The organism is Bradyrhizobium sp. 191 (assembly GCF_023100985.1).
Classification (GTDB): Bacteria; Pseudomonadota; Alphaproteobacteria; order Rhizobiales; family Xanthobacteraceae; genus Bradyrhizobium; species Bradyrhizobium diversitatis.
On the sequence record NZ_CP064692.1, the window covers coordinates 5798804 to 5825065 of the forward strand.

The window sequence follows — 26262 nt, forward strand, 5'->3', positions numbered from 1 at the left end:
CCGTGAGTGACGTGTCCAGCGGGGTCCCGGCCGGGTCCTCAAAGCCGACCATCTTCTTCGACGGCGTCTCGAGCCGCAGGCGTCAGGTGATGCTGAGGCTCGGTGATGCGCTCGAAATCGCCGAGGACGGCGAAGCACCCGTCCGCTGGGCCTATGCCGATATCCGCCGCGCTGACGGCCCGGCCGGCGTTTTGCGTCTGGCCTGCACGTCGGCCCCGCCCCTGGCGCGGCTCGAGATCCGCGACGCGGCAGTGGCGGGAGATGTGACCGCGCGCTGCCTGCACCTCGACGAGCACCAGACCACGCGCCGCGGCACCGCAAAGATCGTGGGCTGGTCGGTGGCCGCCGCCGTCTCCATCGTCTGCGTCGTCTTGTTCGGCGTGCCGCTTGCCGCCGATCGTCTCGCGCCGCTGGTGCCGAAGCCGGTCGAACGGCGCATCGGCGATGCCGCCGAAGTGCAGATGAAAACCATCTTCGGCCGCAGCGTCTGCGAAGACCCCGGGGGCAAGGCCGCCTTCACGAAGCTCGTCAACCGCTTGCGCGATGCGGCCGGCCTCGACGACACCATGACGGCGGGCGTGCTGCCGACCTCGGTGCCGAACGCCTTCGCGCTGCCCGGCGGCAAGGTGTTCGTGCTGAAGGGCCTGCTCGACAAGGCCGAAAGTCCCGACGAGCTCGCCGGCATCCTCGCCCACGAGCTCGGCCATCTCAAGCATTACGACAACATGCGCGGCCTGATCTACAACGGCGGCACCTCGTTCCTGATCGGCCTCTTGTTCGGCGACGTCACCGGCTCCTCGGCCGTGATCTTCGCTTCGCGCAGCCTGGTCGAGGCCTCCTATTCGCGCGAGGCCGAGACCGGCGCCGACACCTTCGCCATCGAGATCATGCACAAGCTCGGCCGCTCGCCAAAACCCGCGGCCGAATTGATGTTCCGCATCACCGGCAAGGAGGGCGGTTCCGGTCTCACCACGATCCTCGCCAGCCACCCGCTGACCGAGGACCGCCTCGCGCGCATGACGAAGGAGGATCGTCCCGCCAGCGGTCCGCCGCTGCTGACCGACAAGGAGTGGCAGGCGCTGAAGGGTATTTGCGGCAGCGGGAAGGTGTGACGGCCCTCGCTCAGCGCATCACTTCGCGGGCGCAGCAGGTGGATTCGATCCAGTGGTGACGCTCGGCGCCGTATTCGGATTGGAGGTCGTGGTCTGCGGCCCCACCTCGCGCCCATTGTAGAAGAAGACGGCCGCGACCACGGCGATCACGAAGATCGCGCCGACCGCCCAGCCGACCGGGCTGTTGCGGCGTGCACTGTCGGCCCTGCGGTCGTCATCCTGATAGGTCATTCGTGCTCTCCATCGCAAAGCAGGAGAACATCGCGCGATGCAAGCTGTTCCTAAAGCATCATCCTGGAAGGTGTGCAGCGGCTTTCCGAAAAGATCTTCTCGAACAATATAGGTGCGTGCAGCTCTTACCGCGTCCCGTAGGCGCGGTCGCCGGCATCGCCGAGGCCCGGCACGATGAACCCGTTCTCGTCGAGACCTTCGTCCACCGCCGCGGTCCAGATCGGCACGTCTGGGTGGAATCCGCGCAGTCGTTCGAGGCCTTCCGGCGCGGCGATCAGGCAGGCGAGGCGGATGTCCCTGGCGCCGCGCTCCTTCAGCCGGTCGATGGCGGCGACCGCGGTGTTGGCGGTGGCGACCACCGGCGTCACCACGATCGCCAGACGCTCGCTGAGATCGGACGGCGATTTGAAGAAATACTCCACCGCGGCAAAGCTGTGCGGCTCGCGGTAGATCCCGATATGGGCAACGCGTGCGGTCGGCACCAGGTCCATCATGCCGTCGACGAAGGTGGTGCCGGCGCGCAGCATCGGCACGAACACGAGCTTCTTGCCGGCGATCTTGGCCGAGTGCATCGTCGCCAGCGGCGTCTCGATGACGGTATCAGTGAGCGGCAGGTCGCGCGTCACCTCGTAGCACAGGAGCATGCCGATCTCCTTGATCAGCTCCCGAAACGATTTGGTCGAGATGGATTTGTCCCGCACCAGCGTCAGCTTGTGCTGCACCAGGGGATGATCGACGATCGTGACGCCTTCCATGATGGGATGCCTTTCTTCCTTCTCCCCTTGTGGGAGAAGGTGGCGCGAAGCGCCGGATGAGGGGTACTCTCCGCGAACTCCAGTGAGAGATGCTCCCGCGGAGAGAACCCCTCACCCGGCTTCGCTTTCGCGAAGCCACCCTCTCCCACAGGGGGAGAGAGTCTAGAAAACCGTACCGTCGCTGATCACCTTGAGCGGCGGTGAACCATCGGGACGGCGCGAAAAGGCAATCGTGCGGCCTGCGGCCCAGGTGCCGCCTTCGAGGATGCTGGCGAGCGGCAATGTCTCGGCCGTGCGGCCGAGCTTGGTGCGAACCAGGTCGGCCAGCCGATCGAGCAGCGCGACCGTCAGCGCGCGCCACTCCACGACGAGCAGCGAATCCACCGCATGCGCGCGTCCGGCGTCGGCGGCGTCGCACAGACGCAGCACCTCGTGATCGACGAACAGCCCGCCATTGCGATATTCGGCCAGCCCAGTCAGGCCGTCGATGTCGGTCACTTTGATGCCGGCGCGCTGGAGCGGCTCGATCAGCGAATAGCTCAGCCATTGCGACAGCTTGTGCAAGGGTACGAGGCCCGCAGTTGCGTCAACCGCCGTTATGGCGGGATGACGCCAGCAATCGCCGAGCGGGATGCCGGCGAGTTCGAGCCGTGACGGCCAGATCGGTCCGAGCTGGTTCAGCACCGCCGACAGGATTGCGGGCGCGGCGATGGCACCGCCATCCGCCTGCGCCGCGATGTGATCGAACAGGCCGCCCGGCCGCGGCGTGTCGTGCAGGCCGAACACGTCTGCGCGCTCCGCCACCAGCTTTCCCAGACGCCGCAGCAGATCGGTGCGCCCTTCGAGGCCGAGCAGCGGATTGGCGTCGTTCGCCTGAAAGGCGGATGTGAGTGCGGCGGGCGGCAGCATTGCGAGCACATCCGCATCGGCGCTGAATGGCGCACGCGGATCGCGCGAGAAGAGGCCGCCCGCGAACATGTCGAGGCTTGCGATCGCAAGCCCCTCGGAGCGGCCGATGGCTTCGCCGGTCACGGCATCGCGGTATCGCCACGCAGCGCCCGCGCCGGCATCGAGCAGCACGCTGACGATGGCGAGGTCGAATTCCGCGCGCGCCCGCGCAGCGCGATCCGGCCAGGACGCAGGATCGGCGAGCCGCGCCCAACGGTCGACGCCGCCAAGCACAAAATGCCGCCACCGCGCGTGGAAGGGGATATCCAGCGTCGGATAGGCTTTGCGCGTGACCGCAAGCACTGCCTCCGCGACGCCATCCATGCGGTCGAGATCGATCGTGAAATGTGAGAGCCTGCCGGCAAGGCCGAGCTCGAGCATCTGCCCCGCCCGCGCGCGCACCGCCTTTGCGATGAGCAGCGAGCGTGCCTGCATTTCCAATGCGTCCGCCATCACGCGATCAGTATTTTTCCAGCGAGCGCCCGACCACGCCGTTCACGTCCTGCTCCGGCGCGATGTCGGTCGAGTAATAACCGGCGGCCTTCTTCGCGGCGATCTCGACATAGGCGTCAGCCGGGATCAGCTCCGGCGGGATCGGCACGCGCTCGACGATGTCGATGCCTTGCGAGGTCAGCGCGTCGTGTTTCATGTCGCTCATCGACAGGAAGCGGTCGATGCGCTTGAGGCCGAGCCAGTGGATCGTATCCGGCATCAATTGCTGGAAGCGTGCATCCTGGACGCCGGCGACGCATTCGGTGCGCTCGAAGTAGGCGGCGGCCGCATCGCCGTCCTCCTGGCGCTTGCGCGCATTGTAGACCAGGAATTTCGTGACCTCGCCGAGTGCGCGGCCCTCCTTCCGGTTATAGACGACGAGCCCGAGCCCGCCCTCCTGAGCGCCGCGCGCGGATTCCTCGATGCCGTGGATCAGATAGGGCCGGCAGGTGCAGATGTCGGAGCCGAACACGTCGGAGCCGTTGCACTCGTCATGGACGCGGCAGGTGATTTTCGTGCGATGGTCCGGCAGCTTGGTGACGTCGCCGAACAGATAGACCGTGGTGCCGCCGATCGGCGGCAGGAACACTTTCATGTCCGGCCGCGTCACCAGTTCCGGGAACATGCCGGCGGTCTGCTCGAACAGCGTGCGCCGCAATTCGGTCTCGCCGGTGCCGAAGCGCGCGGCAAGGCCCGGCAGATACCACACCGGATCGATCGCGATCTTCACCACGGACACGCTGCCATTGGCATGCACGACCTCGCCGTCGGCGCGCAGCCGCTTTGCGGCCAGCGCCTCGCGGATCTCCGGCAGGTCGAGCCGCGCCCGCGTCACCGCGATGCTCGGGCGGATATCGGCGCCTTCGGCGATCTCCTGGCGGAAGTTCTCGGCGACGAGATGCCCCCAGGGATCGAGCGCGACGATCTTGGTGGGATCGCTCCATTGCGGGAACGGCCCGATGGTCGCGGCGGGAAAGGTGTTGGTGAGATCGGGCCTGCGAATCGGATCGAGTGCGCCGGCAGACACCGCGAGCGCACGGTACATCGCGTAGGACCCGCCATGGCTGCCGATCACGTTGCGATCCCCGGCGCGCGACACCGTGCCGATGACCGGCCCGCGGGCGCGCGCATCGGCAGCGCCCCAGTGGATCGGAAAGGCGGCCTTCCTGCCCGGCTCCGGATGGGAGGTCAGGCGGATGTGGTCGGTACGGTTGGCACGGCTCATGTCCAGGCTCCCAAAAAGCCAACGGCCCGCCGCTCGGACGGGCCTGGCTCGCTTGCGTTGCCTGCCGAAGAACAGCGGTGGCGCAAGCTCAATCCAACATATTGTAGCGGCCGGCGACGACAGACAAGTTAATCGTGCCGGGCGGGCAGGGCCGTTTGCGACCACATTCCCGTCATTGGCGGGCTTGCAGGGGGCGCCTTCAGCGCCGGGTCCTCGCGCGGGCCAAGCCCGCCGCCCTGCCGGCGGGATCTGCTTAAGGACTTGAAGTATTTATATTTTTCATGTTTTCAAGGGGGTGTGTATCCTTTCGCTCGGCCAGCGTCGAATCCCGGACTAAACGTGTCATCCGTCCGATCGCAGATCGTCCTTGTCTTGGAGACCCCAATGCCCGCCGCCAGCTACATCGACCCCCGCAACGGACAGCTCTATCCGCTCGACCAGCCGCGCTGGTGCACGGACGAGCGCACGCCGCTGCTGGTGACGCCGGGTGCCGGCATCTCGCGCAAGGACATCGATGGCCGGACGCGGTCGCTTTGGCGCTACCGGGCGGCATTGCCGGTCGAGATCGCAAATCCGATCTCGCTCGGAGAGGGCTGTACGCCGCTGATCCAGCAAGGTTGGGGTGACCTGCGGCCCTTCTTCAAGCTCGAATGGTTCAACCCGACCGGCAGCTTCAAGGACCGCGGCTCTTCCGTGATGCTGTCCTTCCTGCGGCAGATCGGTGTCGATGCCATTCTGGAGGACTCGTCGGGCAATGGCGGCTCGTCGATGGCAGGGCTTGGCGCCGCCGGCGGCATGCGCGTGAAGATCCTCGCGCCCGCGTCTACGTCGCCGGCCAAGATCGCGCAGGTGAGGGCCTATGGCGCCGAGGTGCAACTCGTCGAAGGGCCACGCGAGGAGTCGGAAGCCGAGGCCATCCGCCAGTCGAGCCAGACCTTCTACGCCAGCCACAATTGGCAGCCGTTCTTCCTCGAAGGCACCAAATCGCTCGCCTATGAGATCTGGGAGGATCTCGGCTTTCGCGCACCCGACAACGTCATCGTCCCCGTCGGCGCCGGCAGCAGCCTCCTGGGCTGCGCCTTCGGTTTCCGCGAGCTCAAGAAAGCCGGGCAGATATCGAAGCTGCCGCGCCTGTTCGCGGCGCAGCCGCAGAATTGCTCGCCGATCGATGCGAGCTTCAAGGCCGGCGTCGATACGCCCGTCGCGCGCGAGGTGCACAAGACTATCGCCGAAGGCACCGCGATCAAGAATCCGTTGCGCCTGCGCGAGATCATCGCCGCCTTGCGCGAAAGCGGGGGCGGCACCGTTGCGCTCACCGAGGACGAGATCGTCGCAGCTTTGCGGCGTCTCGCGCGCCAGGGCCTGTTCGCCGAGCCGACCAGCGCCAGCGCGGCGGCCGCACTGGACAAGCTCGCAGCCGCTGGATCGATCAAGGCGAACGAGACCACGGTCGCGGTCCTCACCGGCACGGGCCTGAAGGCCGCAACGACGGTAGCCGATCTCGTGCAGTAGTTCGTTGGGCGGGTGTCCCGGACGCGTTGCAACGCCTTGGCGTTGCAACGCCGAGCCGGGACCCAGAAGGCGGTACGGGAGAGCTTAGCGAGATGGGCCCCGGCTCTGCAGCGCATCGCCGAAGAGGCGCTGCGCTGCGTCCGGGGCACGAGTGCGGGGTCGCCGTGCTCTCAATGACGACCGGACTCACTCCTTCAGATCATTCACCCGCTTCACCCAGGCGCGCACGTCCTTGAGCACGGCGGGCAGCACCGCCTTGACCTCCGCCACGGTCATGCCCGCCTTGATGCGGGGATCGTAGAGCAGGTTGAGGATGTACTGGTCGTAGACGTCGAAATAGCCCATCGAGACGTTGTCGTTGAACATGGTCCACGGCACGCTTGCGGTGTCGTTGATGGGCCCGAGCGATTGCAGGAGCTCCTCATAGGCGCAGTCGAGGAAGGTGAAATCGCCGTTGTCGACGGTGAGAATGACGTCGGAATGCTCGATCTCGAAATCGTCGTTCTTGCGAAAGCCGGACAGGCATTGCGGGTCGAGCGAGGTGCGGATCTCGCGCGCCTTCTCGGCGCCGTAGAAGCTGGTGAGGGTGCGGTAGAGGTCGCGGTCGCGCACCAGCTTGACCCGCACATTCGCCGCTTCGTTGCTGTCGATCATGGCGATGTCGAGATGCTGCACCCGGTGGGCGATGTCGGCCACGACTCTTGCGAGCTGCGTCTTGCGGTCGGCGCGGTCGCTCTCAGCGAACACGCGCACCGGCCCGTCGAACTTGCGGATGCGGTCGACGCGGCCGGCGAGGTGATATTCGGCGCCGAAGGCCGTCTTCAGGAAGCCTTCGATGATCTCGCCGTCGGTGAAGCTTTTCTTCTCGGCGCGCTGGCGCGAGGAGACCGCGGGCAATTCGCCCGCGGCAGCCATGGAGGCGGCGTCAGGCACCAATATGAACGCGGCGAGCGCCAATAGGGCGAAGCGAAGGGCGGGCGAGGACGGAGTCAATGCGCTCATTGTTGCCCGACGCTGCCGCATTCGCCTCGCGCACACAAGTCCGCAAATTCATGCGCCTTGCGGGTTCCCGCTGCGGCCGTTCGGCTAGTTGTTCAGCACCACCACGGTGGTGCCGACGGCGACGCGGCTGTAGAGGTCAGTGACGTCGTCGTTGGTCATGCGGAAGCAGCCTGAGGAGACGGCCTGGCCGATCGTCTCCGGCTCGTTGGAACCATGGATGCGGTACAGCGTCGAGCCCAGATACATCGCGCGGGCGCCGAGCGGATTGTCGACGCCGCCCTTCATGTGGCGTGGCAGGTCGGGCCGGCGGGCCAGCATCTGCGACGGCGGCGTCCAGTCCGGCCATTCCCTCTTGGCGGTGATCTTGTGCACCCCGCCCCAGCGGAAGCCGTCGCGGCCGACGCCGATGCCGTAGCGCAGGGCCTGGCCGTTGGGGAGAACCAGGTAGAGCCGGCGCTCGCTGGTGTTCACCACGACCGTGCCGGGGGCGTAGTTGCCGTTGTACATGACGGTGGTGCGGGGAACGGGATTTGCGCCGGAACGGAAGAAGTTCGGGCCGCCACCCATGATGTCGCGCGTGTCGAACTCTTCGGCGAACGCGCCGCCCGCCGTGGCCGACAGCAGTACGATGGCGGCAATCGGCGCGGCAAAAAACCGGATCATTGTCTCCCCCAGAAAGAAATCGATTCAATGAATGCCACAGGCCATATTTGCAGGCATTCCGCAAGCCACGGGCCCGTGAGGGATGCCATGCTTGACCATTGGCGTTACCAAATCGGCAACCACAATTTGCCGAAAACCATTAGCCAAACCGGCGCATCGTCGCGCGGGGCAGGGCGGCGATGCCGGCTATTGCTTTGACGGGACGCGCGAACAATGATTGATCGGACGGATATCTGGACATGGCCGGTTGCGGGAGCTTTGGGATGAACGGTGCGGAAAGCCTGGTGCGGACGATGGTTAAGGGTGGGGTGGACGTCTGCTTCACCAACCCCGGTACCTCCGAGATGCATTTTGTCGCAGCGCTCGACCGCGTGCCGGGCATGCGCTGCGTGCTCGGCCTGTTCGAGGGCGTGGTGACGGGCGCTGCCGACGGCTATTTCCGCATGAAGGGAACGCCGGCCTCGACGCTGCTGCATCTCGGCCCCGGCCTCGCCAACGGGCTTGCCAATCTGCACAATGCCAAGAAGGCGAACTCCGGCATCGTCAACATCGTCGGCCAGCACGCCGTCTACCATATCGGCTACAACGCGCCGCTGACCTCCGATATCGAGGGTCTGGCCCGGCCGATGTCGTCCTGGGTCCGCACCTCGCCGGACGCCAAATCGGTCGCCGCCGACGGTGCCGCGGCGATTGCCGCCGCCAAAAGCGCGCCGCCGCAGATCGCGACCCTGATCCTGCCCGCCGACACCGCCTGGAACGAGGCCGACGGCATCGCCGAGGTTCCGGCCGAGCAGCAACGTGCGAGCTATTCGCCGCAGGCGGTCGAGCAGGCCGCAAGAATCCTGCATGGCGACGGCGAGGGCACGCTGCTCCTGATGACCGGAAGCGCCCTGAGCGAGCAGGGCCTGGCGCTGGCCGAGCGCATCGCCGGCAAGACCGGCTGCACCGTGATGGGCCCGACCTTCCGCCCCAAGATGGCGCGCGGCCGCGGCCGTTTCTCGATCGATCGCATCCACTACGTGATCGATCAGGCCCTGCCGATGCTGGCGAAGTTCCGTCACATCGTGCTGGTCGAGTCCGACGATCCCGTGGCCTTCTTCGCCTATCCGAACAAGCCGAGCATGCTCAAGCCGCAAGGCTGCGAGGTCCATCGCATGACCTCCTGGGGCGAAAACTCGGTCGCGGCGCTGGAGGCGCTCGCCGGCGCGGTGAAGGCCAGCGCCAGGGACGTCAAGCCGCAGGCTTTGGCCGAACTGGTCAAGCCGACCGGCGCGCTCACCTTCGCCACGATCGCGCAGGCGATCGCCTGTGCGATCCCCGAGAACGCGATCATGGTCGACGAATCCCTGACCACCGGCCGCGGCTTCTTCCCGCCGACGGCGGCCGCCGCCCCGCACGACTGGCTGCAGAACATGGGCGGCTCGATCGGCTTCTCCACGCCGCTGTCGATCGGCGCTGCGATCGCCTGTCCGGATCGCAAGGTGATCACCATGGTCGGCGACGGCAGCGCGATGTACACGATCCAGTCGCTGTGGACGCAGGCGCGCGAGAACCTCGACATCGTCACCATCGTGTTCGCGAACCGCATCTACCAGATCCTGCGCGGGGAGTTCGACAATGTCGGCGCGGGCGAGCCCGGCCAGCGCGCCAACGACATGCTCAGGCTCGACCGTCCGACGCTCGATTTCGTGGCGCTGGCCAAGGGCATGGGCGTTCCCGGTCGCGCCGTCACCAATGCCGACGAGTTCAACAAGGCGCTGGCCGAAGCGGTCGCCGAGCCCGGACCGCGGCTGATCGAAGTCCAGATGTAGGACGGCACCAGACAGAGCGCCGCGAGCCCGGAGGCACGATGCAGACCGAGCTGAACAAGGTGATCGCGGCGCTCCAGGACTTCTACGCCCACGAGGGTTTCCTGTTCGAGAAGGACGTCGGCGAGCGGGCGGTCACCCACCGCTTCGCCGTGCATCTGGAGAAGCAGTTTCCGGGCTGGTCAGTCGACTGCAACTACGACCGGCTCGGCGAGCGCACGCTGCATCTGCCGCACGGCACCATCATCTCGACCGACGACCATCTCGGCAAGTCGATCTACCCCGATGTCGTCGTGCATCAGCGCGAGATCCCGAATAATCTGCTCGCGATCGAGATCCGCAAGGCCAACAATCACACGCCGCTGGAGCACGACGAGCACAAGCTGCAGGCGCTGACCGACGTGCATGTCTGGTTTCCCTTTTGGATCGGTCTGCTGCTGGTGCTGGACATGCAAGGCGTCAAGATCTCGGAAGTGTATGTCAGCAGCATCGTCGATCAGCCGCTGTCGCGCTGGTTCGCGGCGCGGCTCGCTGAGGTCGGGCTCGGCGCCGCGCCGTAGCACGCGTACTCACACAAGGTCAGCTTTCGAGGATGAGGCGGAGGTCGCCCCGTCTGGCAGCGTCGCCCCTTGTCGGCCGGAGCCGACATCGATGGCAGTCTCACGCTGCAGCCGTTGTGGATTTATCCGTCCCTGGCTCGTGACCGTGTTCCCTTGCCCCCGTCGCTTCGATGCACAGTCTGACGGCCTCGCCGATGCTCGTCGCAACGAGGTCAGCCTTGGCGCCTTCGCGCAGCAATTCCAGGGCCGCCGGGTCCATGTCTTTGACCCAGCAGCCCAGGATGATGGTTGCCTTCGGCAATTTCCGTCTCAGACGCCGGACGGAGTACCGCATGTGTGCCGCGGCGCGGGCATCGAGATAGACCAGGCAGACGATCGCAACGCCCGTCGTATCCAGGCGAAAGACGTTCGTCGTGGAAAGCGATGCTGCCGCTTCGACCCGCGCAGCGAGGCCGTGCTCAGTCGAGAGCTGAGCCAGCATGATCGCGGCCGCCTCATCGATCAGGGTGCGTCCGGCCACGCACAGGACGGGGTGTTCACCCTGCCAATCCGGCGGGAGAGTTTCCCTGCGGAGGTAAGGCAAGTGTTCATTGGCGGTATTCTCCGCAACGCCTTCCACCGCGGACGATGCCTCGGCATCGGTGGTTGAACTGCTCTTCGCCGGCGGCCGGTCGTCCTGATCGGCTAGATCGGCGGCGAATTCGCTGACGGCGTCCCGGATCTTCGTGAGACGTTCCTCGTCGAGCGTATTACGCTCGGCGTCGGCTTGCGCCAGCTGCAAACCCTTCAGGGCGACCTCATCATAGTACGAAGCCAGCGAACGCTCCTTCAGGAACTCCTCGGCCTTTTCGGCCGCTTCCGTGGGATCCCCCGCCAGCATCCGCTGGTAGAATATTTCCGGAGGAGAGAGCGCCGGTCGGTCTCCGAACATGACGTCGAGAAATTCCAGTCGCTCCACATGCCGCCCGAGGACCACGAGGCAAATCGTGAGGGGAGTGGCGAGGACGAGCCCGATCGGTCCCCAAAGCGCTGTCCAGAACGTTGCCGACGCGACCACGGCGACGGGGGAGAGCCCCGTACTGCGGCCGTAGACCATCGGCTCGACGACGTGGCCCACGAGCGGTTCGACGACGAGAAATAGAGCGAGCGTCCAAAGCAGCATCGACCAGCCGGGATCGATGGCGACCGCCAGCGCCAGCGGGAATGCGGCCGCGATGACAGCGCCCACATAGGGCACGAAGCGAAGCGCAGCCGCAAGGATGCCCCAGAGAATCGCGCTTGGAATTCCGATGAACCAGAGGCCGGTGCCGATCACCACGCCGAATGCGCCGTTCAGGATGAGCTGGGTCAGAAACAGCTTGCTGAGGCGGCTCGCTGCATCGTCCAGCGCAGCGGTCGTACGCTGCAGATCCGACGAGCCCGCCAGCCGGATGAAACGGTTACGCAGATCCTCGCGTTGAATGAGAATGAAGACGACGAAGATGATGATGATGCCGGTGGTCGCGAGCGGATGAATGAGCGGAGAAATCAAGGTTCGTAGACTTTCCAACGCGCCGGGATCGGGCTGGCGTACTTCGACCGGGACCGGTGGCGCGGAGGGATTCGAGCCCGCGATCATGCCGGGGCTGCGCGCGGATGGGGCGTCTTTCGGTTTATCGAGCTCCTTGCTGAGATCCTTCAGCATGTCGGATGCACGCTCCAGCGTGCCCCTGCCGGCCTTGGTATCCCGAAATGCCTGGATCTTCTCGCTGATCGTCGATTGATATCGGGGCAGGTCACCCGCGAGTTGCGTCAGCTGAGCGGCGAGAAGGCTTCCCATCGCGAAGATCAGCATGAACGCAACGACGACCACGCTGACGACCGCCAATCCCCGCGGGACACGGATGCGCTGCAACATTCCGACCAGCGGCGCCAGCACGAAGCTGAGGAGAACAGCCAGCGCAACGGGCACGAAGATATCCCGGCCGAAATAGAGCATCGAAATGATGATGACGGTCAGAATTGCGGTCGCGACGGCGCTGAGCAGCGCCATCAGTTCTTCGGTGGTGCGTGGTTTGAAGGGCTGTCGCGCTACAGGCCTCATTTGCTGTCCCTGTCCCGTCGTCCGCTGAGCGTGCACCGATGTCAGCTGCAAGGGCGCAGGACGACACTGCAGAGGACGGCCGCTCAGGGCACTCGTCCGCGCGGTCTTCGTGAGCGGCGGCCGTACTCGGTCGCCATCGCGACGCCAACCGCGCCGCGCTGAAAAGGTTCCTGGCTGCGGCAATGAAGTGCGCGATGCACAGCTCTCCGCGGCCGACCGTTCCCGCTTGGACCCCTTACCCGAAGTTCGCCCGATCTGCCGGCCGGGTTAAGCAGCCCCAGACGGTCAGCACGAGAACGGTATGATCGAGCGCGGCGCGCGTGGTGTGCGCGCCGCCAACTCGTCAATAATAATAGGGTTGCGAGTAGGCGTAGCGCGGGTTGATGCCGCAATAAGCCGATGTGCCGGAGGCGCTGGCGGCACATTGCTGGTAGCTGGCGAACTGGCAGTTGCCGGGGTAACCCCAGTGGCGGCCTTGCAGGCAATACCTGTCGTTCGCGGCCTGGGCCGGAGCCGCCGACAACGACGCGGCGATCAAGGTCGCGAACGATGCAAGGGTGAGGATGGTGCGGCGCATTTCAATCTCCTTCGAGGATGGAACGGCCGTGCTTGGCGTTCCCGCTGGACTGTCTGATGCACGGTCATGCCTATATTGGTGTCCGCGACGCCGGATGCGTTCGAGGTGAAATCATCGTGACCGCAGCCGGTGGCGGGCAATGTGATCTCCACCACAGTTCGCGCGCGGGTTCCGAGCTATTCGACGAACTTGCACGCCTCGATCCCGCGGGACTAGGCTTGCCTTCTTCGGATCAGGCATTTTGGAGGTTCTGATGCAGAATTCATATTTGCTGGCTGCGACGGCCGCGCTGCTGCTCACGATGCAGACGCCGCTTGCGCTGGCGCAAAGTGCCCCGCCCGCCGGCGGAACTGCTACGCCTCCCGCGACAAGTGCTGCGCCTGCCGCGACGACGACAGCGCCAAGCGCAACCACCGACAGCTCCAGCCAGCCGACCGACGCCAGGAAGAGCGCGTCGAAGAAGCCTGCGAAGAAGAAGATGACCCGGCAGCAGGAGATCGATCATTCGATCGACACCGGCACCGTGCCGGCGCGCTACCGCAGCTCAGTGCCGAAGCGGTACCAGCAGTATATTCCGTTCGACAAGCGGTAGCGGATCGCAAGCGGCGTGACGCGACCGAACATCGTGCCGCCGGTGCCATCGTCGGTGGCGGTCTGCGGGAGCGGTGCTAGAGTAGACCGATGCCCCGGGGGGAGTAATGAATGACGAGGTGAAGGACGCGGGCCTTGTGGCGATGATCAGCGGCATCCTAGGAGGCAACAGGCGCGCAGACAGTTTTGCACCGCTCGCCGATGGTCCGCCGACTGTGCCGGCGGATGGAATCGAGCCGGGCGAGACGTCCAGCTCCGATCCGGCACCGGCCACGGCCGGGAACGCGGCCGATGACGCGCCGGCTGCCACGACACCGGTCGAGCCGCCCGCGCAAATCGCGACCACGCGGGACGGCAAGCGCCTGCTGCCGGCGGAGGCGATCGCCGATCTCGTGCTCGGCGAGTTGCGCAAGCTGGAGGATTTCCCGAGCTCCGGCGTTTCGGTCACGGTCTATGGCTTCCGGAACTGGAACGCCATGCTCACCTTCGCGCCGTTCTCGACCACGTTCCAGAATGCAACGCGGTTCCGCCAGGCCATGCCGGACCTTGTTTTCAAGCTGCGCCGTTTCGTCGAACTTGAGATATAGTTCAGTGCACTCGGCGGCGCGCGGCGTCGCCATCCAAAACAGCTCGACAGGATCTTCAATTGAGCGTCGCTTTTACCAAGGAAGAGAGCGCCGAAACCGCGTCCGAGACGCTGTTGCCGGATCGCCCGATCTCGCCGCATCCGAACCTCGTGACCGAAGCGGGCTACAAGGCGTTGCAGACCCAGCTTGCCGAAGCGCGCGAGGCCTATGAAGCCGCGCAACGCATCGATGACGTCAACGAGAAGCGCCGGCAGTCGGCCGTGCCCTTGCGCGACGTCCGCTATCTCACCGAAAGGCTGCGCACGGCGCAGGTCATGCCCAATCCGACCGCGACCGACGTCGTCGCCTTCGGCAGCACGGTAACGTTCAGCCGCAACGATGGCCGCGTGCAGACCTACCGCATTGTCGGCGAGGACGAAGCCGATCCGAAAGCGGGGTCGATCTCGTTCGTCGCGCCGGTTGCGCGGTCGCTGATGGGAAAGGCGGTCGGAGACGTCGTTGGATCAGGCGCGCAGGAGATCGAGATTCTGTCGATCGCGTAGCACGCGCAATTCCAGGCGAGGATTGCGTGGCAAAGAGCGCCATCGACAGCAGCAATCCCATTGGCCTAAAGTATGATCCGGAACAGCGCGAGGCCGTCGTCTCCGCCAAACGAAGTTGATGATTGGATGAGACGGTTTTTGTCGGGAGCCTTGCCGTTCTACGCGCTGGCTGGACTGGCCATGTGCATGTACCTCGTTCTGTACAGGACGAGCTTGTTCGACCTGAACTCCATCGTCCATGGCGCGACCGGATCGGCATGGTTTCCAGCCTTCATGTTTGCCTGCGTGCTGGTGGAAGCCATCTTCCCGTATTTCGGCTATTTTCCCGGCACCGCCCTCATCCTGATGTCCGTGGCGCTCAGTCCGAAGGCCGTGGATGGCTCCGTATTCGTCGCGGCGTGGCTCGCCATCATCCTGGGCGCCGTTCTCAGCTATGGACAGGCGCGTTTCTTCAGGCCGTTTCTGCAGCGGGTGGCCTCGAAGGCGGCCCTGCGCCGATGCGAGTCCCTGTTCGACGCCTATGGCCGCTATGCGCGCATTGCCTTGTTCGTTCATCCCAACGCCTGTTCGATGTATTTCACGGCGCTCGGACTGCTCGGCCGCAGCTTGACGCGCGAGCTCGCTTATCTCTGCGTGGGTGCCGCGGCCGCCGTGGGCATTCTGTTCGTCATCGTGACCAGGCTGGTGTCGTCCATCGGTCCCACCGACGATGGCCAATTGCAGGTGCTGCTGGCGGCCGCGCTGGTCGCCATGGGGACACTGATCGGTTTCTACACGGCCTGGCGGCCGAAGGCGGCCTGAAGTCTGCCCCGTCATTGCTTCGGCGCACTTGCAATGACGACGAATGAAGGCTCGATCGCCGCGAGGTTCGTTCACCTCTCCCGCAAGCGGGAGAGGCGGAGCAAGCCTGCAGACAGTCCCCGTGCAATTCATATGCGATAGCCCTGCCCGCAAGCGGGAGAGGGAGTGCACCTTTCTCGTGCAGCGTTTCGTCTTCACCTTGTCGTGCGTCACGCCTCCGGCAGCTCGACGCTCGTCAGTTCGGTCAATTTGCCGACGAGCTGGTCCTGAAATCTCGGATCGGTCGCCTCACGGGCCGGCTCTTGCTGCTCGAGATAATGGTGTTTCGCGACGCAACCTACGGCGCTCGCGGCACTTGGTCCCGCGATTCCCCTTGGGGGCCTGCACCATGCGGATCCGCGGGGCAAATCGGCCTCCAGCGGCATCGTGTGAAACCGCCCTTCGGTCGATCGCGAAACGCGAATTGACGCGTAGTCGATTGAAAATCAACTCACGATATGTCTGGCCGGAAGCACCTGATGGTGGAATAATTCCCGATGCTTTCTTGATTAGATTTTGACGTCGGCCGCGAACCGGCTGGCGACGTGGATTTTCATCATGGCCGCGCTTCCTCAGGACGTTGTGGCGGATTTGCAGCAGGAGAACGCGCGGCTCCTGGCCGAATTGCGCGCCGCACAGGATCGCGAGACCGCCACCGCGGACATTCTCAAGATCATCGCCAGTTCGCCATCGGAGGTGAAACCGGTATTCGATGCTATCGCAAGGCGCGCAAATGCCTTGCTCGGCGGCTTTTCGACGACCGTATTCCGCTTCATCGACGGCAATGCCCACTTGGCGGCGTTCACGCCGACGAATTCTGCCGCCGATGAAGCTTTGAAGAAGATGTTTCCGCGTCCGATCGCCGATTTCGAGAGTATGGCGAGGACACAGGCCGGCAAGGTGGTGCCGACCCCCGATACTGAAGCGTTGACGAACGACATCAAATTCATCGCGCGTGCCCGCGGTTTTCGCAGCATGTTGTTCGTTCCGCTCGCGACCGGCGGCACGGTGATCGGCATGATCAGCGTCACGCGGGCCGAGCCGGGCGCCTTCGCTCCGCATCATGTGCAGCTTCTGCAGACCTTCGCCGACCAGGCTGTCATCGCCATAGAAAACGCGCGGCTGTTCGACGAGGTGCAGGCGCGTACCGACGACTTGCGGGAATCGCTGCAGCAGCAGACCGCGACCGCCGATGTGTTGAAAGTCATCAGTCGCTCCGCGTTCGATTTGCAAACGGTTCTCGACACGCTGACGGAATCGGCGGCGTCGCTGTGCGGGGCCGACATGGCGGCAATCGTCCGGCAGGACACCGATGGTTCGTACTATCATGCAACTCGGTACAATTTTTCGCCCGAATGGGCCAAGGTCTCGGCGGGCGTTCGGCTCAGTGCTGGACGCGGTAGCCTGGTCGGGCGCGTCCTGCTATGCGGCAAGGCTGTTCAGATCCCGGATGTCCTGGTCGATCCCGACTATGCCTATCCCGAGCAACAGAGGGCCGGCGGTTACCGCACTCTTTTGGGCGTACCCCTGCTTCGGTCCGGAGAAGCGATCGGCGTCCTATTCCTGGGCCGCAAGACCGCGAACTCGTTCACGGACAAGCAGATCGACCTGGTCTCCACTTTCGCTGATCAGGCCGTGATCGCGATCGAGAATGTGCGGCTGTTCGATGAGGTCCAGGCGAAGACGCGCGATCTCGCCGAGTCGCTCCAGCAGCAAACCGCGACCGCCGATGTGCTGAAGGTGATCAGCCGCTCGACCTTCGATCTGCAAACCGTGCTCGACACGCTGGTCGATTCGGCGGCTCGGCTGTGCGAGGCGGAGATGGCATTCATCATGCGCCGCGAGGGCGATGAATATCAGGCCGGAGCAGCGGTCGGGTTCTCCGAGGAATACATCGCCTTTCTGCAGGCTCACCCGATCGCCTCCGACCGGAGCACGGTCACAGGTCGGGCCGTCCTCGAACGCCGTCCGGTGCAGATCCTCGACGTCGCTGCCGATCCCGAATACGGCCTGCAGGCGTCGATCACCATGGCTGGTCAGCGCACCGCGCTCGGTGTTCCCCTCCTGCGCGAGAATGAGCCGATCGGCGCGATCGTGATCGCCCGCAAGCGCGTGCAGCCCTTCACCGAGAAGCAGATCGAGCTCGTCGCGACGTTTGCCGATCAGGCGGTGATCGCCATCGAGAATGTCCGACTCTTCGAACAATTGCAGACCAGGACGCGAGACCTATCCGAGGCGCTGACGTACCAGACCGGCAGCGCCAATATCTTGAGGGTCATCGCCTCCTCTCCGACCGAAGTCGGACCGGTGCTCAAGGCGATCGTGGAAAGCGCATGTGGGCTTTGCGAGGCATATGATGCTTTGGTCGTTCTGAGGGATGGCGACGATCTCGTCATCCAGGCGCACGATGGCCAGGTTCCCGTGGTGTGGAGCCGCCGATCGATCAGTGTCGAATCGCCTAGCGGCCGGGCGATTATCGATCGTCGCACCATTCATGTGCACGACTTGCTCGGGCCCGAGGGGCAGCAATACCCGACAGGACGCGAATATGCGCTTCGCTCCAACGTTCGGACCGTTTTGAGTGTGCCGCTCTTGCGCGAAGGCGAGAGCATGGGGGCGATCGTGCTGCGTCGTATGGAGGTGCGCCCATTCGACGACAAGCAGATCACCTTGCTGCAGACCTTTGCCGATCAGGCTGTTATCGCGATCGGCAATGTGCGTCTGTTCGAGCAATTGAATGAATCGCTGGAGCGGCAGACGGCAACGTCGGAGGTGCTGGAAATCATCAGCGCTTCATCGGGCGCGCTCACTCCGGTCTTCCACAAGATGCTGGAGAATGCGACGCGAATTTGCGGCGCCGGTTTTGGCACCATGAATCTCTACGAGGAGGGCGGCTTTCGCACGGTCGCATTGCACAACGCGCCGCAAGCTTATGTCGATACCCGGCTCTACCAGAACATTCGCCCACATCCCGCGAGCGGGCTCGGCACCGTCGAGAAGACTCACCAGACGGTTCATATCGACGACATCAGGACGCAGCCGCCCTATATCGAAGGCGACCCCAATGTTCGCGCGCTCGCTGACCTTGCCGGCGCAAGGACCCTCGTCATCGTGCCCATGCTCAAGGAAGATGAGCTGATTGGCACCATCACGATCTTCCGCCAGGAAGTGAAATCCTTCACAGACAAGCAGATCGAGCTCGTGTCCAACTTCGCACACCAGGGCGTGATCGCGATCGAGAATGCACGCCTGCTGAATGAACTGCGCGAGCGCACCATGGAATTGTCGCAATCGCTCGAAGAATTGCGAAATACGCAGGATCGGCTGATCCAGACCGAGAAACTTGCCTCGCTCGGGCAACTCACCGCCGGCATTGCGCACGAGATCAAGAACCCGCTCAATTTCGTCAACAATTTTGCTGCGCTGTCCTCCGAACTCACCGACGAGCTCGGCGAAGCGCTGCGCTCAGCCAGCCTGGGCGAGCCGGCAAGGCAGGACATCAGCGCGCTGATCCACATGCTGCAAGGTAACCTGGAAAAGATCGTGCAGCACGGAACGCGCGCCGATTCCATTGTCAAGAATATGCTTCTGCACTCCCGCGAAGGATCTGGCGAACGCCGCGCGGCGGACATCAACGCTATCCTCGAAGAAAGTCTCAACCTCGCTTATCACGGAGCCCGCGCTGAAAGAGCCGGCTTCAATATCACGCTTGAAAGAAAACTGGACCCGTCTGCGGGAGCGCTTGAGCTGTATCCGCAGGAAATCACGCGGGTGTTCCTCAATCTGGTTTCAAACGGTTTCTACGCGGCCAACAAACAAAGGGACGCCGTCGGCGACGGCTTCGAGCCAAGGCTGCGTGCGACGACCACAGACCTCGGCGGCGCCGTCGAAATCCGCATCCGCGACAATGGCACCGGCATCCCGGCCGATGTCAGAGAGAAGATATTCAATCCATTCTTCACGACCAAGCCGGCCGGCGAAGGAACCGGCCTTGGCCTTTCAATCTGCCACGACATTATTGTGAAACAGCACGGCGGCAGCATCGAGGTCGATACCGAGCCGGGCGAATACACCGAGTTCATCATTACGCTGCCGCGTACGCGGGCAGCACCGTTGCAGAGCGGAGGCAGAAGTTGAGCGTCTATATCATGGTGGTCGACGACGAGCCCGATGTCGAGGCGCTGTTCCGGCAGCAGTTTCGGCGCGATCTGCGCGCCGGTCGTTTTCTGATGGAGTTTGTATCCTCGGCACCGCTGGCGCTGCAGCGCGCGGCCGAGATTCGGGATGCCGCCCTGATTCTGATCCTGTCCGACATCAACATGCCCGGAATGAGCGGACTGGAGATGCTGCCTATCGTGCGCTCGGCCCGCCCCGATGTACCTGTTATCATGATCACGGCCTACGGTGATGCCGAGACCAAGCGCAAGGCGCTGGAGAAGGGCGCCGCCGACCTGTTGACCAAACCAATCGACTTCGCGGCGCTACGCCAGGAGATCGATACGAGGCTTGAGCAGGCCGCATGATGGCAACCATTGCCGGTGGCAAACGGAACGGCTCGCAAGGTAAAGCTATCGGAGGCGCTACTCCAATTTGAAAGCAGGCTTCCTCCGTCAATCATCGTCAGAAAAATCGGAGATTCAAATGAAGACGCTCTTGGTCCCACTTCAGAATATTCCGATGATGACATCCACGCTCGCTGTGGCCTTAGACCTCGCGCGACGTTCCGGCGCCTATATCGAAGGTTTTCCACTCCGGTTCGGCATCCCTCAATATGCGGCCGCCGAATTGGCCACCGGCATTCTCCTGGATACGTATCAAGTGCAGAGCGAAGCCGAACTGAACGACATGCGCAACTTTTTCGAAGCATTCATGCTGAAGCATGATGTTCCTCGAGCCACCGCAGGATCGAACCCGCCATGCTTCGGCTGGGTGGAGAACGCGCCTGAGGGCGAAGACTTTGTCGGAAGTTATGGGCGCGCTTTCGATCTGATCGTGATGGCGCGGTCGGATATTGATGCTGCGGGCCCTCATCGCCGCGCGATTGAGTCCGCGCTGTTTGAGAGCGGCAGGCCCGTTCTACTGGTGCCGTCGAATGCACGAAGAAGCGTCGGCACAAACATCATGATCCACTGGAATGGGAGTACCGAGCAAGCTCGAGCAAACGCATTTGCCATGCCGTTGCTTCGTCTGGCCGAAAGAGTATCGGTCCTAACTGTTGTCGGCGGCCAAGCGGTGCCAGGACCGTCTGCCGGTCAGATCGCTCGGCAACTCCAATACAACGGCATTGCGGCCAGGTTGATCAGCGTTGAGCTGGACGGGCGCGAAACTGGTGAGGCGGTCCTCGATGCCGCCAGGGCACACGGTTGCGATCTATTGATCAAAGGAGCCTTTACCCGCACGCGGCTACGGCAGATGATATTCGGTGGGGCGACCAGCTATATCATGGAGCACGCGGATACCCCCGTTCTTATGGCTCACTAGCGCACAAAAGGCATGGTTTTGGCGTCACCGGTGAGATGGAAAACCATTGGCTCATTGAGCGACCAACCGCATGGCTTTGGCTATCAACATTCGGTCTGACGATTCCTCGGCAAAGCGGATTGAAGCGTTGTGGGATGAAGTTGCAGCGTTTGAGAGCCAGCCTTCGATGAGGGCTCTCGGCTATCAGCCGCATTTTACATTCGCGATCTATGATGCGCCCGAGATTGCCGCGAAGACCGCGTGGGAGGCCATGCTCCGCGCAGTCGGGGACGAAGGGCCATTGCTGGTCGCGTTCAAGCGAATTCGTTGGTTCGCAGGTCCGCCGCTCGTGCTCTGGGCGGAGCCGGAATTCGATGAGACGCTCGTCAGGTGGCACGCTTCGATCAGCGCTGCAATCGATCCAGCCTTTTGTCGGCTGCACTATCGGCCCGAAAACTGGCGACCTCATTGCACGCTCGGCACACAAATCGCCGACGCAAAGCGTGATGACGCGATCGCCTTCGCGCAGTCATTCAACGGCAGCATCAGCGTGCTGTTCGACGTCGTCGATTGCGTTGCTTTTCCGCCTGTGCGTGTGCTTGCGGAACAAGGATTGCCGGTTCGCACTCCGTGAGCCGACGTCCTGCTCATCCATGCGTCCGGCCGCTCCAGGCGATGAGTCTCCGTGCGCCTCTTCCGACCATGGCATCCTGCCGCTGTTTTGCCCGACGGGTCAAACGCGATTTCGGAAAAATCGTAACCCCTTGATCCCGCTGGTGCCGTCTACTGTGCATGGGGTTGTTTTGCGAATTTTTTGATGGAACGCTCCCGGCAAGCGCCAACTCAGCCGTCGACTGTCCGGAATTGTTCTCGATAGTACAGGGGGCCGAAGGATGGATGGTGGGCGCACAAGGGATCGAACCTTGGACCTCTCCCGTGTGAACCACAATTGGTGGACTGTAGCCAACCTAATCCAGCCATAGTCTTATTGTAAAAGTCCTTGTAAGGTAAAGACTTGTGGCCATATTGGACCATCCTTGGCCTCAGTTGGCCTTACCGCATTTTGTATGTCCGTGCTGTGCCCTTCGAAGGAATTCCCTTAGGGCACACAAACTAGGAACGTGGAGGCAATGGCTTGTGGTCCATTTATTCTAGGGTCGCGCCTCGACCCGGTCTCAGGGCGCAAGGAGCGAGAGCACAAACGATGGAGAAGAGTAAAGAATCTCTCAGAGCTGAAGGAACGACGAATTACCTGAGACTCACTGACGCGGCGATCCGTGCGGCGACGCTGCCGCCGGGCAAATCGCAGCACTATCTGCACGACACAGAGCAGCCGGGGCTCGCGATCAGGATGCGCGCGACTGGTGGCAGGACCTGGGTCTTCATGTTCACAAAGCCTGGGACGAAAGGCACCCAACGCAAGACGCTGGGTGCATGGCCCAAATTCAATGAGAAGGCCGCGCGCAGGGCCGCCACCGTCGTCGCTGGGGAGGTGGTCATTGGGATTGATCCCAATGAGGTCAAGCGCGAGGCGAAGCGGCAAGCGCTGGCCGAACGGCCGTGCACGACACTGGCGACCCTGATCGTTGAAGATGGCCCCTACGAAATGTCCCTGACCGCGCGCCAGGTCGTCAACTGGAAACCGGCCATGTCGGCACTCCGACGCGGTCTGAAAGATCATTTCGACCTTGCCATCGCCGAGCTCACGCGACGGCAAATCATGGCGGCGGTGGACAGGATCGGCAAGACCGGCAAGCGCGGCGCAGCAAAGGACTTGCGCAAGCACACGCACACGTTCCTCGAATGGTGCGTCGGCGAAGGTTACGTCGAGCACAACGTGCTCGCCGGCTATCGCGTGCCCAAGGAGACGCGCGCGCAGCGGGTCGGGCGCCGAACGAAGGGCCGGGCGCTGACCGACGAGGAGATCATCAAAGTCTGGCACGCATCCGGCAAGCTTGGGACGTTTGGGCTATTGACACGAATGTGCCTACTTGGTGGCCCGCGCCGCAGCGAGCCAGCCATGATCGAGTGGCAAAATCACGTCATGGATGACCGCATCACTTTCGATGCAGCATGGACCAAGATGGGCCTTTATCACGACGTGCCGCGTACCCACCTCGTTGACGAGGTGCTTACGGCCGCAGAACATTTCCAGCGTGCGACGTCGGACTATGTCTTCCCGTCACCGAAGACCGGCGGCCAGATGTCGGGCTTCACAAAGATGGTCGACCGCCTGGTCAAGGAAGCGGGTGTCGCCAAGTTCACAATGCATGACTTAAGGCGCAGCTTGCGAACTATCATGTCACGCTGCGGCTATGACAACGAAATCCAGCGGTTGTGTGTCGGGCAAAAACCGCGCGGGATCGATCAGGTCTACAATCACGACGAACAGTGGATCATCCGCAAGATGGCGTTCGAAGCTGCTCATGACTACATCGCGGAGTTGGTCGGCGCGAAACGGGGGGGCAAGGTCGTGCGCCTGCAGCGGACGAATCCGCTCGATCCCATCAAGGCCGAATTGCTTGGCCGTCTTCGCGAGCATTATGCGGCTGCGACGACTTAGTTGTCTTATCGCGTCCGGCCAGATAGTCGCGCACCGCATCGACTCGGTAAAGCGGGCGGCTATCGACGTAGCGCCATTTCAGCGGGTGGTTCGGATTGCGCCGCCATAGCTCCAGGGCTCCAGGCGTCCGCCGGATCACGGCGGCCGTCTCTAATGCCGTTAAATTTGAGCTGCCCGGCAGCGAATCGATATCGAACGTCGCGGGCGGCGGCATGCCACGATTCTTCCGAGGTCGCTTCATGATGCGGAGCGTCTCCTTCGAGTGGCCCATCGTCAACTCTCACGATTGAAGCGAGCGAGGCTCTTGTGTAATCGCCTGGTCGCTTCTTGGGCGGAACGTCAAGAGAATCAACGCAGTCGTCGAACTTTGCCTGTCGAGTGCCGCCGATTTGACCATCATGCTCCGGTTGATGTTGCATAGGAACACGTCAATTGCGCGTCGTAGGATTGGATATCAACGCGAATAGAAGAAAAGGTGCTGGTAGGTAGCCGAGACCACTCCGCTCGCATTGCGGCCCTGCGAGTGGCCACGTCAGCGGCCGGTCACGCCCGCAGGCTATTGGCCGTCATGGGAAGCATGCCGAAGAATGAAAAACGAACTGATAGGTGGTTCGACGCTTCGCAGCGACATAGAGGCGGGTTGGCGGACATCGGAATTGACTTGGCGATACGTACTTGCTCGGCGCCAAAGACGCCTCACGGAAACGACTCGGCACGACGCCACTAGGACGGCGCGTCATGGAAGAACTTCGACGATCCATCTACTGACCGTTTTCAATTGGCGTTCCATAAAAGCGACGCACCGCGTTCCAGGATTGGGTTCGTTCGCTGGCGGGCCATTCCTGTGTGCCCAATGCACGCGAGCGCCATGGGAATCTCGGTCAACCTTGGCGATAAGATCTGCCTCCTTCATCGCGTCAGGTGCATAGCCCCAAGGGCATTCTGGCAGCAGAGTCAACAGTTCAGACGACAAGTGTCGCCGGAACCATCGCCATAAAGATATGTTTACGGATCATTGGCGACGAGAAAGATCTGTTCACGTTTCGCTTGACCGCGATCTATGATCTGTTTACATATCATTTCGGTGTCAATGATCCGAGAACATATCCATGGCTTCGGCTCCAAACCCGCTGCTCAAGGAACTTGGCCTGCACTTTCGAAGAGCACGAATGGCTGCTGGCCTATCCCAGGAGCAAATCGCCCTCCGGGCGAACATTAGCAGGCCCCGCTATCGCGACATTGAAACGGGTGCCGCTGCAGCCCGCGCAACGACACTCGTCAACGTTGCCCGCGCCCTTGGCATGGAAATGATGCTGATTCCGCAAGCGATGGTACCGGCTATTCAATCAATGCTGCAGCCAGCTACGGGCGATGATGACCGTCCTGCGTTCACGTCAGATGTTGAGGAGGAGGAGCATGAATAAGCCTGTCCTCGCGGCTGAACGTATCCAATCGCTCGACATCTCATTAAACGATCTTGCCGTCGGCACGCTCGTCCGAACGCCGGGCGACTACAACGCATTCAATCTCTTGCCCGCGTATCGGAGCCGGAACGACCCTCCGATCTTCAGCCTGTCGCTTCGCTCGGCGGATGGCAGCCTCCGCCGGGATCCCAAACCCATACGCGGCGCGCTGCCGCCGTTCTTCGCGAACTTGCTGCCCGAAGAGAAACTGCGCGAAGCAATGGAAAAGCACCACGCAGGGTCAGTAAGACCTGGAAACGACTTCGATCTCTTGGCTGCACTGGGGACAAATCTACCGGGAGCGGTACGAGCGTTGCCGAGCGACGGCGTCCCCGTTCCGGCCGGGCCAGAATCAGAAGGCAAGAAGAAGGCGCGCTTTTCGCTCGCCGGTGTCCAGATGAAGCTCTCCGTCATGAAAAATACCGGAAAAGAAGGGGGGATCACGCTCGCCGTCGACGATGAGCAAGGGCAGTACATCGCGAAATTTCCCTCCCTCACCCATATTGGACTTTCGGAAAACGAATTCGCGATCCTGGCCTTGGCGGAAGCGCTAGGGATGGAAGTGCCTGCACGTGAGCTCGTCGAAAAGACGGATTTCGCCGGCATTCCGGAAGAGTTTAACACCATGTCCACGGGCAAAGTGCTTCTTGTCCGTCGCTTCGATCGCGGTGCCGATGGAGCGCGCGTGCATATGGAGGACTTTGCACAGGTCTTCGGCCGCTATCCGTCCGAGAAATATACTGGTGCGGCGTATCACAATATTGCGGCCGCGCTGAACAGCGGCGTCTCGTTCGATTCCGCGATCGAATTTGTCCGTCGTCTTGCGCTCACCGCGATCACGGGCAATGGCGACATGCATCTGAAGAATTGGTCGCTACTGTATCCTGGAGACGGACGGACGCCTACGTTGGCGCCAATCTACGACGTGCTCTCAACAGTTCCCTATATCCCGAAAGATGGTCTAGCATTGAGCCTTACGGGCGAAAAGTCATTCAAGGCTCTGACTCCAGAGCGCTGGCGTAATTTCGCGAACCGCAGCCGTCTTCCAGAAGGGGCAGTGGTAACCGCTGTAGCTGAGACCGCGGCGGCCGTGCGCGACACGTGGTCAGTTCTTCCAGAACGCGACGTCGTGCCTGGGCAGGTTCTCGAGCGGATCGATGCACATATCGACGAAATGGTACCCATCCTTGACCCTTAGGGGCGGCAGGCCGAGCATCTTCATCTCTTCACAAGCAGCCCTGATGAGAG

At 63.0% G+C, this 26262-nt stretch carries 23 protein-coding genes; 15 read left to right on the forward strand and 8 right to left on the reverse strand.

Going from position 1 to position 26262, the window contains the following annotated elements:
• Nucleotides 1–2: 2 nt before the first annotated feature.
• On the forward strand, nt 3–1112 hold the full coding sequence (locus IVB23_RS27040) for a M48 family metallopeptidase (protein ID WP_061878970.1): 1110 nt from the start codon (nt 3–5) through the stop codon (nt 1110–1112).
• An 18-nt stretch (nt 1113–1130) separates the two neighbouring features.
• On the opposite strand, the gene IVB23_RS27045 is transcribed toward IVB23_RS27040, so the two are convergent.
• The 4 genes from IVB23_RS27045 to IVB23_RS27060 all read right to left on the reverse strand — a co-directional run bounded on the left by IVB23_RS27045 (nt 1131) and on the right by IVB23_RS27060 (nt 4763).
• On the reverse strand, nt 1131–1343 hold the full coding sequence (locus IVB23_RS27045) for a hypothetical protein (protein WP_061878971.1): 213 nt from the start codon (nt 1341–1343) through the stop codon (nt 1131–1133).
• A gap of 125 nt (nt 1344–1468) precedes the next feature.
• On the reverse strand, nt 1469–2098 hold the full coding sequence (upp, locus tag IVB23_RS27050) for a uracil phosphoribosyltransferase (protein WP_061878972.1): 630 nt from the start codon (nt 2096–2098) through the stop codon (nt 1469–1471).
• Nucleotides 2099–2260: 162 nt separating this feature from the next.
• Nucleotides 2261–3499 (reverse strand): URC4/urg3 family protein, encoded by a 1239-nt coding sequence (locus tag IVB23_RS27055; protein ID WP_061878973.1) that lies wholly within the window; start codon nt 3497–3499, stop codon nt 2261–2263.
• A 7-nt stretch (nt 3500–3506) separates the two neighbouring features.
• Nucleotides 3507–4763 carry a GTP cyclohydrolase II gene (locus tag IVB23_RS27060; RefSeq protein WP_247800629.1) on the reverse strand — a complete coding sequence of 419 codons (1257 nt, stop codon included), beginning with the start codon at nt 4761–4763 and terminating at the stop codon, nt 3507–3509.
• Nucleotides 4764–5147: 384 nt separating this feature from the next.
• Here IVB23_RS27060 and IVB23_RS27065 point away from each other — a divergent pair, with 384 nt between their 5' ends.
• On the forward strand, nt 5148–6275 hold the full coding sequence (locus tag IVB23_RS27065; RefSeq protein ID WP_247800630.1) for a threonine synthase: 1128 nt from the start codon (nt 5148–5150) through the stop codon (nt 6273–6275).
• A 186-nt stretch (nt 6276–6461) separates the two neighbouring features.
• Here IVB23_RS27065 and IVB23_RS27070 read toward each other — a convergent pair whose 3' ends face one another.
• Nucleotides 6462–7277, reverse strand: coding sequence for a DUF2927 domain-containing protein (locus IVB23_RS27070; protein ID WP_197967195.1), 816 nt, complete (start codon nt 7275–7277; stop codon nt 6462–6464).
• An 84-nt stretch (nt 7278–7361) separates the two neighbouring features.
• Complete coding sequence (locus tag IVB23_RS27075; RefSeq protein WP_197967196.1) at nt 7362–7940, reverse strand: L,D-transpeptidase; 579 nt, start codon at nt 7938–7940, stop codon at nt 7362–7364.
• Between the two features lie 263 nt (nt 7941–8203).
• On the opposite strand from IVB23_RS27075, the gene IVB23_RS27080 reads away from it, so the two are divergent.
• Both IVB23_RS27080 and IVB23_RS27085 read left to right on the forward strand, forming a co-directional pair.
• Nucleotides 8204–9751, forward strand: coding sequence for an acetolactate synthase large subunit (locus IVB23_RS27080; protein WP_061878978.1), 1548 nt, complete (start codon nt 8204–8206; stop codon nt 9749–9751).
• A gap of 38 nt (nt 9752–9789) precedes the next feature.
• A complete protein-coding gene (locus tag IVB23_RS27085; protein ID WP_061878979.1) occupies nt 9790–10308 on the forward strand; it encodes a hypothetical protein in 519 nt (172 codons plus the stop codon).
• Between the two features lie 100 nt (nt 10309–10408).
• Here the strand turns inward: IVB23_RS27085 and IVB23_RS27090 are convergent, their stop codons facing one another.
• Both IVB23_RS27090 and IVB23_RS27095 read right to left on the reverse strand, forming a co-directional pair.
• Nucleotides 10409–12340: an AI-2E family transporter gene (locus tag IVB23_RS27090; protein WP_247800631.1), complete on the reverse strand. Its 1932-nt coding sequence runs from the start codon at nt 12338–12340 to the stop codon at nt 10409–10411.
• Nucleotides 12341–12734: 394 nt separating this feature from the next.
• Nucleotides 12735–12968: a DUF3551 domain-containing protein gene (locus IVB23_RS27095; RefSeq protein ID WP_061878981.1), complete on the reverse strand. Its 234-nt coding sequence runs from the start codon at nt 12966–12968 to the stop codon at nt 12735–12737.
• A 253-nt stretch (nt 12969–13221) separates the two neighbouring features.
• Here IVB23_RS27095 and IVB23_RS27100 point away from each other — a divergent pair, with 253 nt between their 5' ends.
• The 11 genes from IVB23_RS27100 to IVB23_RS27150 all read left to right on the forward strand — a co-directional run bounded on the left by IVB23_RS27100 (nt 13222) and on the right by IVB23_RS27150 (nt 26212).
• Nucleotides 13222–13560: a hypothetical protein gene (locus IVB23_RS27100; protein ID WP_247800632.1), complete on the forward strand. Its 339-nt coding sequence runs from the start codon at nt 13222–13224 to the stop codon at nt 13558–13560.
• A 106-nt stretch (nt 13561–13666) separates the two neighbouring features.
• Nucleotides 13667–14146, forward strand: coding sequence for a hypothetical protein (locus IVB23_RS27105; RefSeq protein WP_197967198.1), 480 nt, complete (start codon nt 13667–13669; stop codon nt 14144–14146).
• Nucleotides 14147–14205: 59 nt separating this feature from the next.
• A complete protein-coding gene (gene greA, locus IVB23_RS27110; protein ID WP_061878984.1) occupies nt 14206–14688 on the forward strand; it encodes a transcription elongation factor GreA in 483 nt (160 codons plus the stop codon).
• 126 nt (nt 14689–14814) lie between these two features.
• A complete protein-coding gene (locus IVB23_RS27115; RefSeq protein WP_247800633.1) occupies nt 14815–15489 on the forward strand; it encodes a hypothetical protein in 675 nt (224 codons plus the stop codon).
• A 597-nt stretch (nt 15490–16086) separates the two neighbouring features.
• Entirely contained in the window at nt 16087–19665 is a 3579-nt protein-coding gene (locus IVB23_RS27120; protein WP_346659114.1) for a GAF domain-containing protein, read from the forward strand.
• Nucleotides 19662–20051 (forward strand): response regulator, encoded by a 390-nt coding sequence (locus IVB23_RS27125; RefSeq protein WP_197967201.1) that lies wholly within the window; start codon nt 19662–19664, stop codon nt 20049–20051. The genes IVB23_RS27120 and IVB23_RS27125 overlap by 4 nt, the downstream gene beginning before the upstream one ends.
• A 118-nt stretch (nt 20052–20169) precedes the next feature.
• A complete protein-coding gene (locus IVB23_RS27130) occupies nt 20170–21009 on the forward strand; it encodes a universal stress protein (protein ID WP_247800635.1) in 840 nt (279 codons plus the stop codon).
• A gap of 70 nt (nt 21010–21079) precedes the next feature.
• On the forward strand, nt 21080–21622 hold the full coding sequence (locus tag IVB23_RS27135) for a 2'-5' RNA ligase family protein (protein ID WP_247800636.1): 543 nt from the start codon (nt 21080–21082) through the stop codon (nt 21620–21622).
• A 570-nt stretch (nt 21623–22192) separates the two neighbouring features.
• The gene (locus IVB23_RS27140; RefSeq protein WP_247800637.1) at nt 22193–23551 is read left to right on the forward strand and encodes an integrase arm-type DNA-binding domain-containing protein; all 1359 of its coding nucleotides are present in this window, start codon (nt 22193–22195) and stop codon (nt 23549–23551) included.
• Nucleotides 23552–24660: 1109 nt separating this feature from the next.
• Nucleotides 24661–24975 (forward strand): helix-turn-helix transcriptional regulator, encoded by a 315-nt coding sequence (locus IVB23_RS27145; RefSeq protein WP_247800638.1) that lies wholly within the window; start codon nt 24661–24663, stop codon nt 24973–24975.
• A complete protein-coding gene (locus tag IVB23_RS27150; RefSeq protein WP_247800639.1) occupies nt 24968–26212 on the forward strand; it encodes a type II toxin-antitoxin system HipA family toxin in 1245 nt (414 codons plus the stop codon). The genes IVB23_RS27145 and IVB23_RS27150 overlap by 8 nt, the downstream gene beginning before the upstream one ends.
• Nucleotides 26213–26262: the final 50 nt, after the last annotated feature.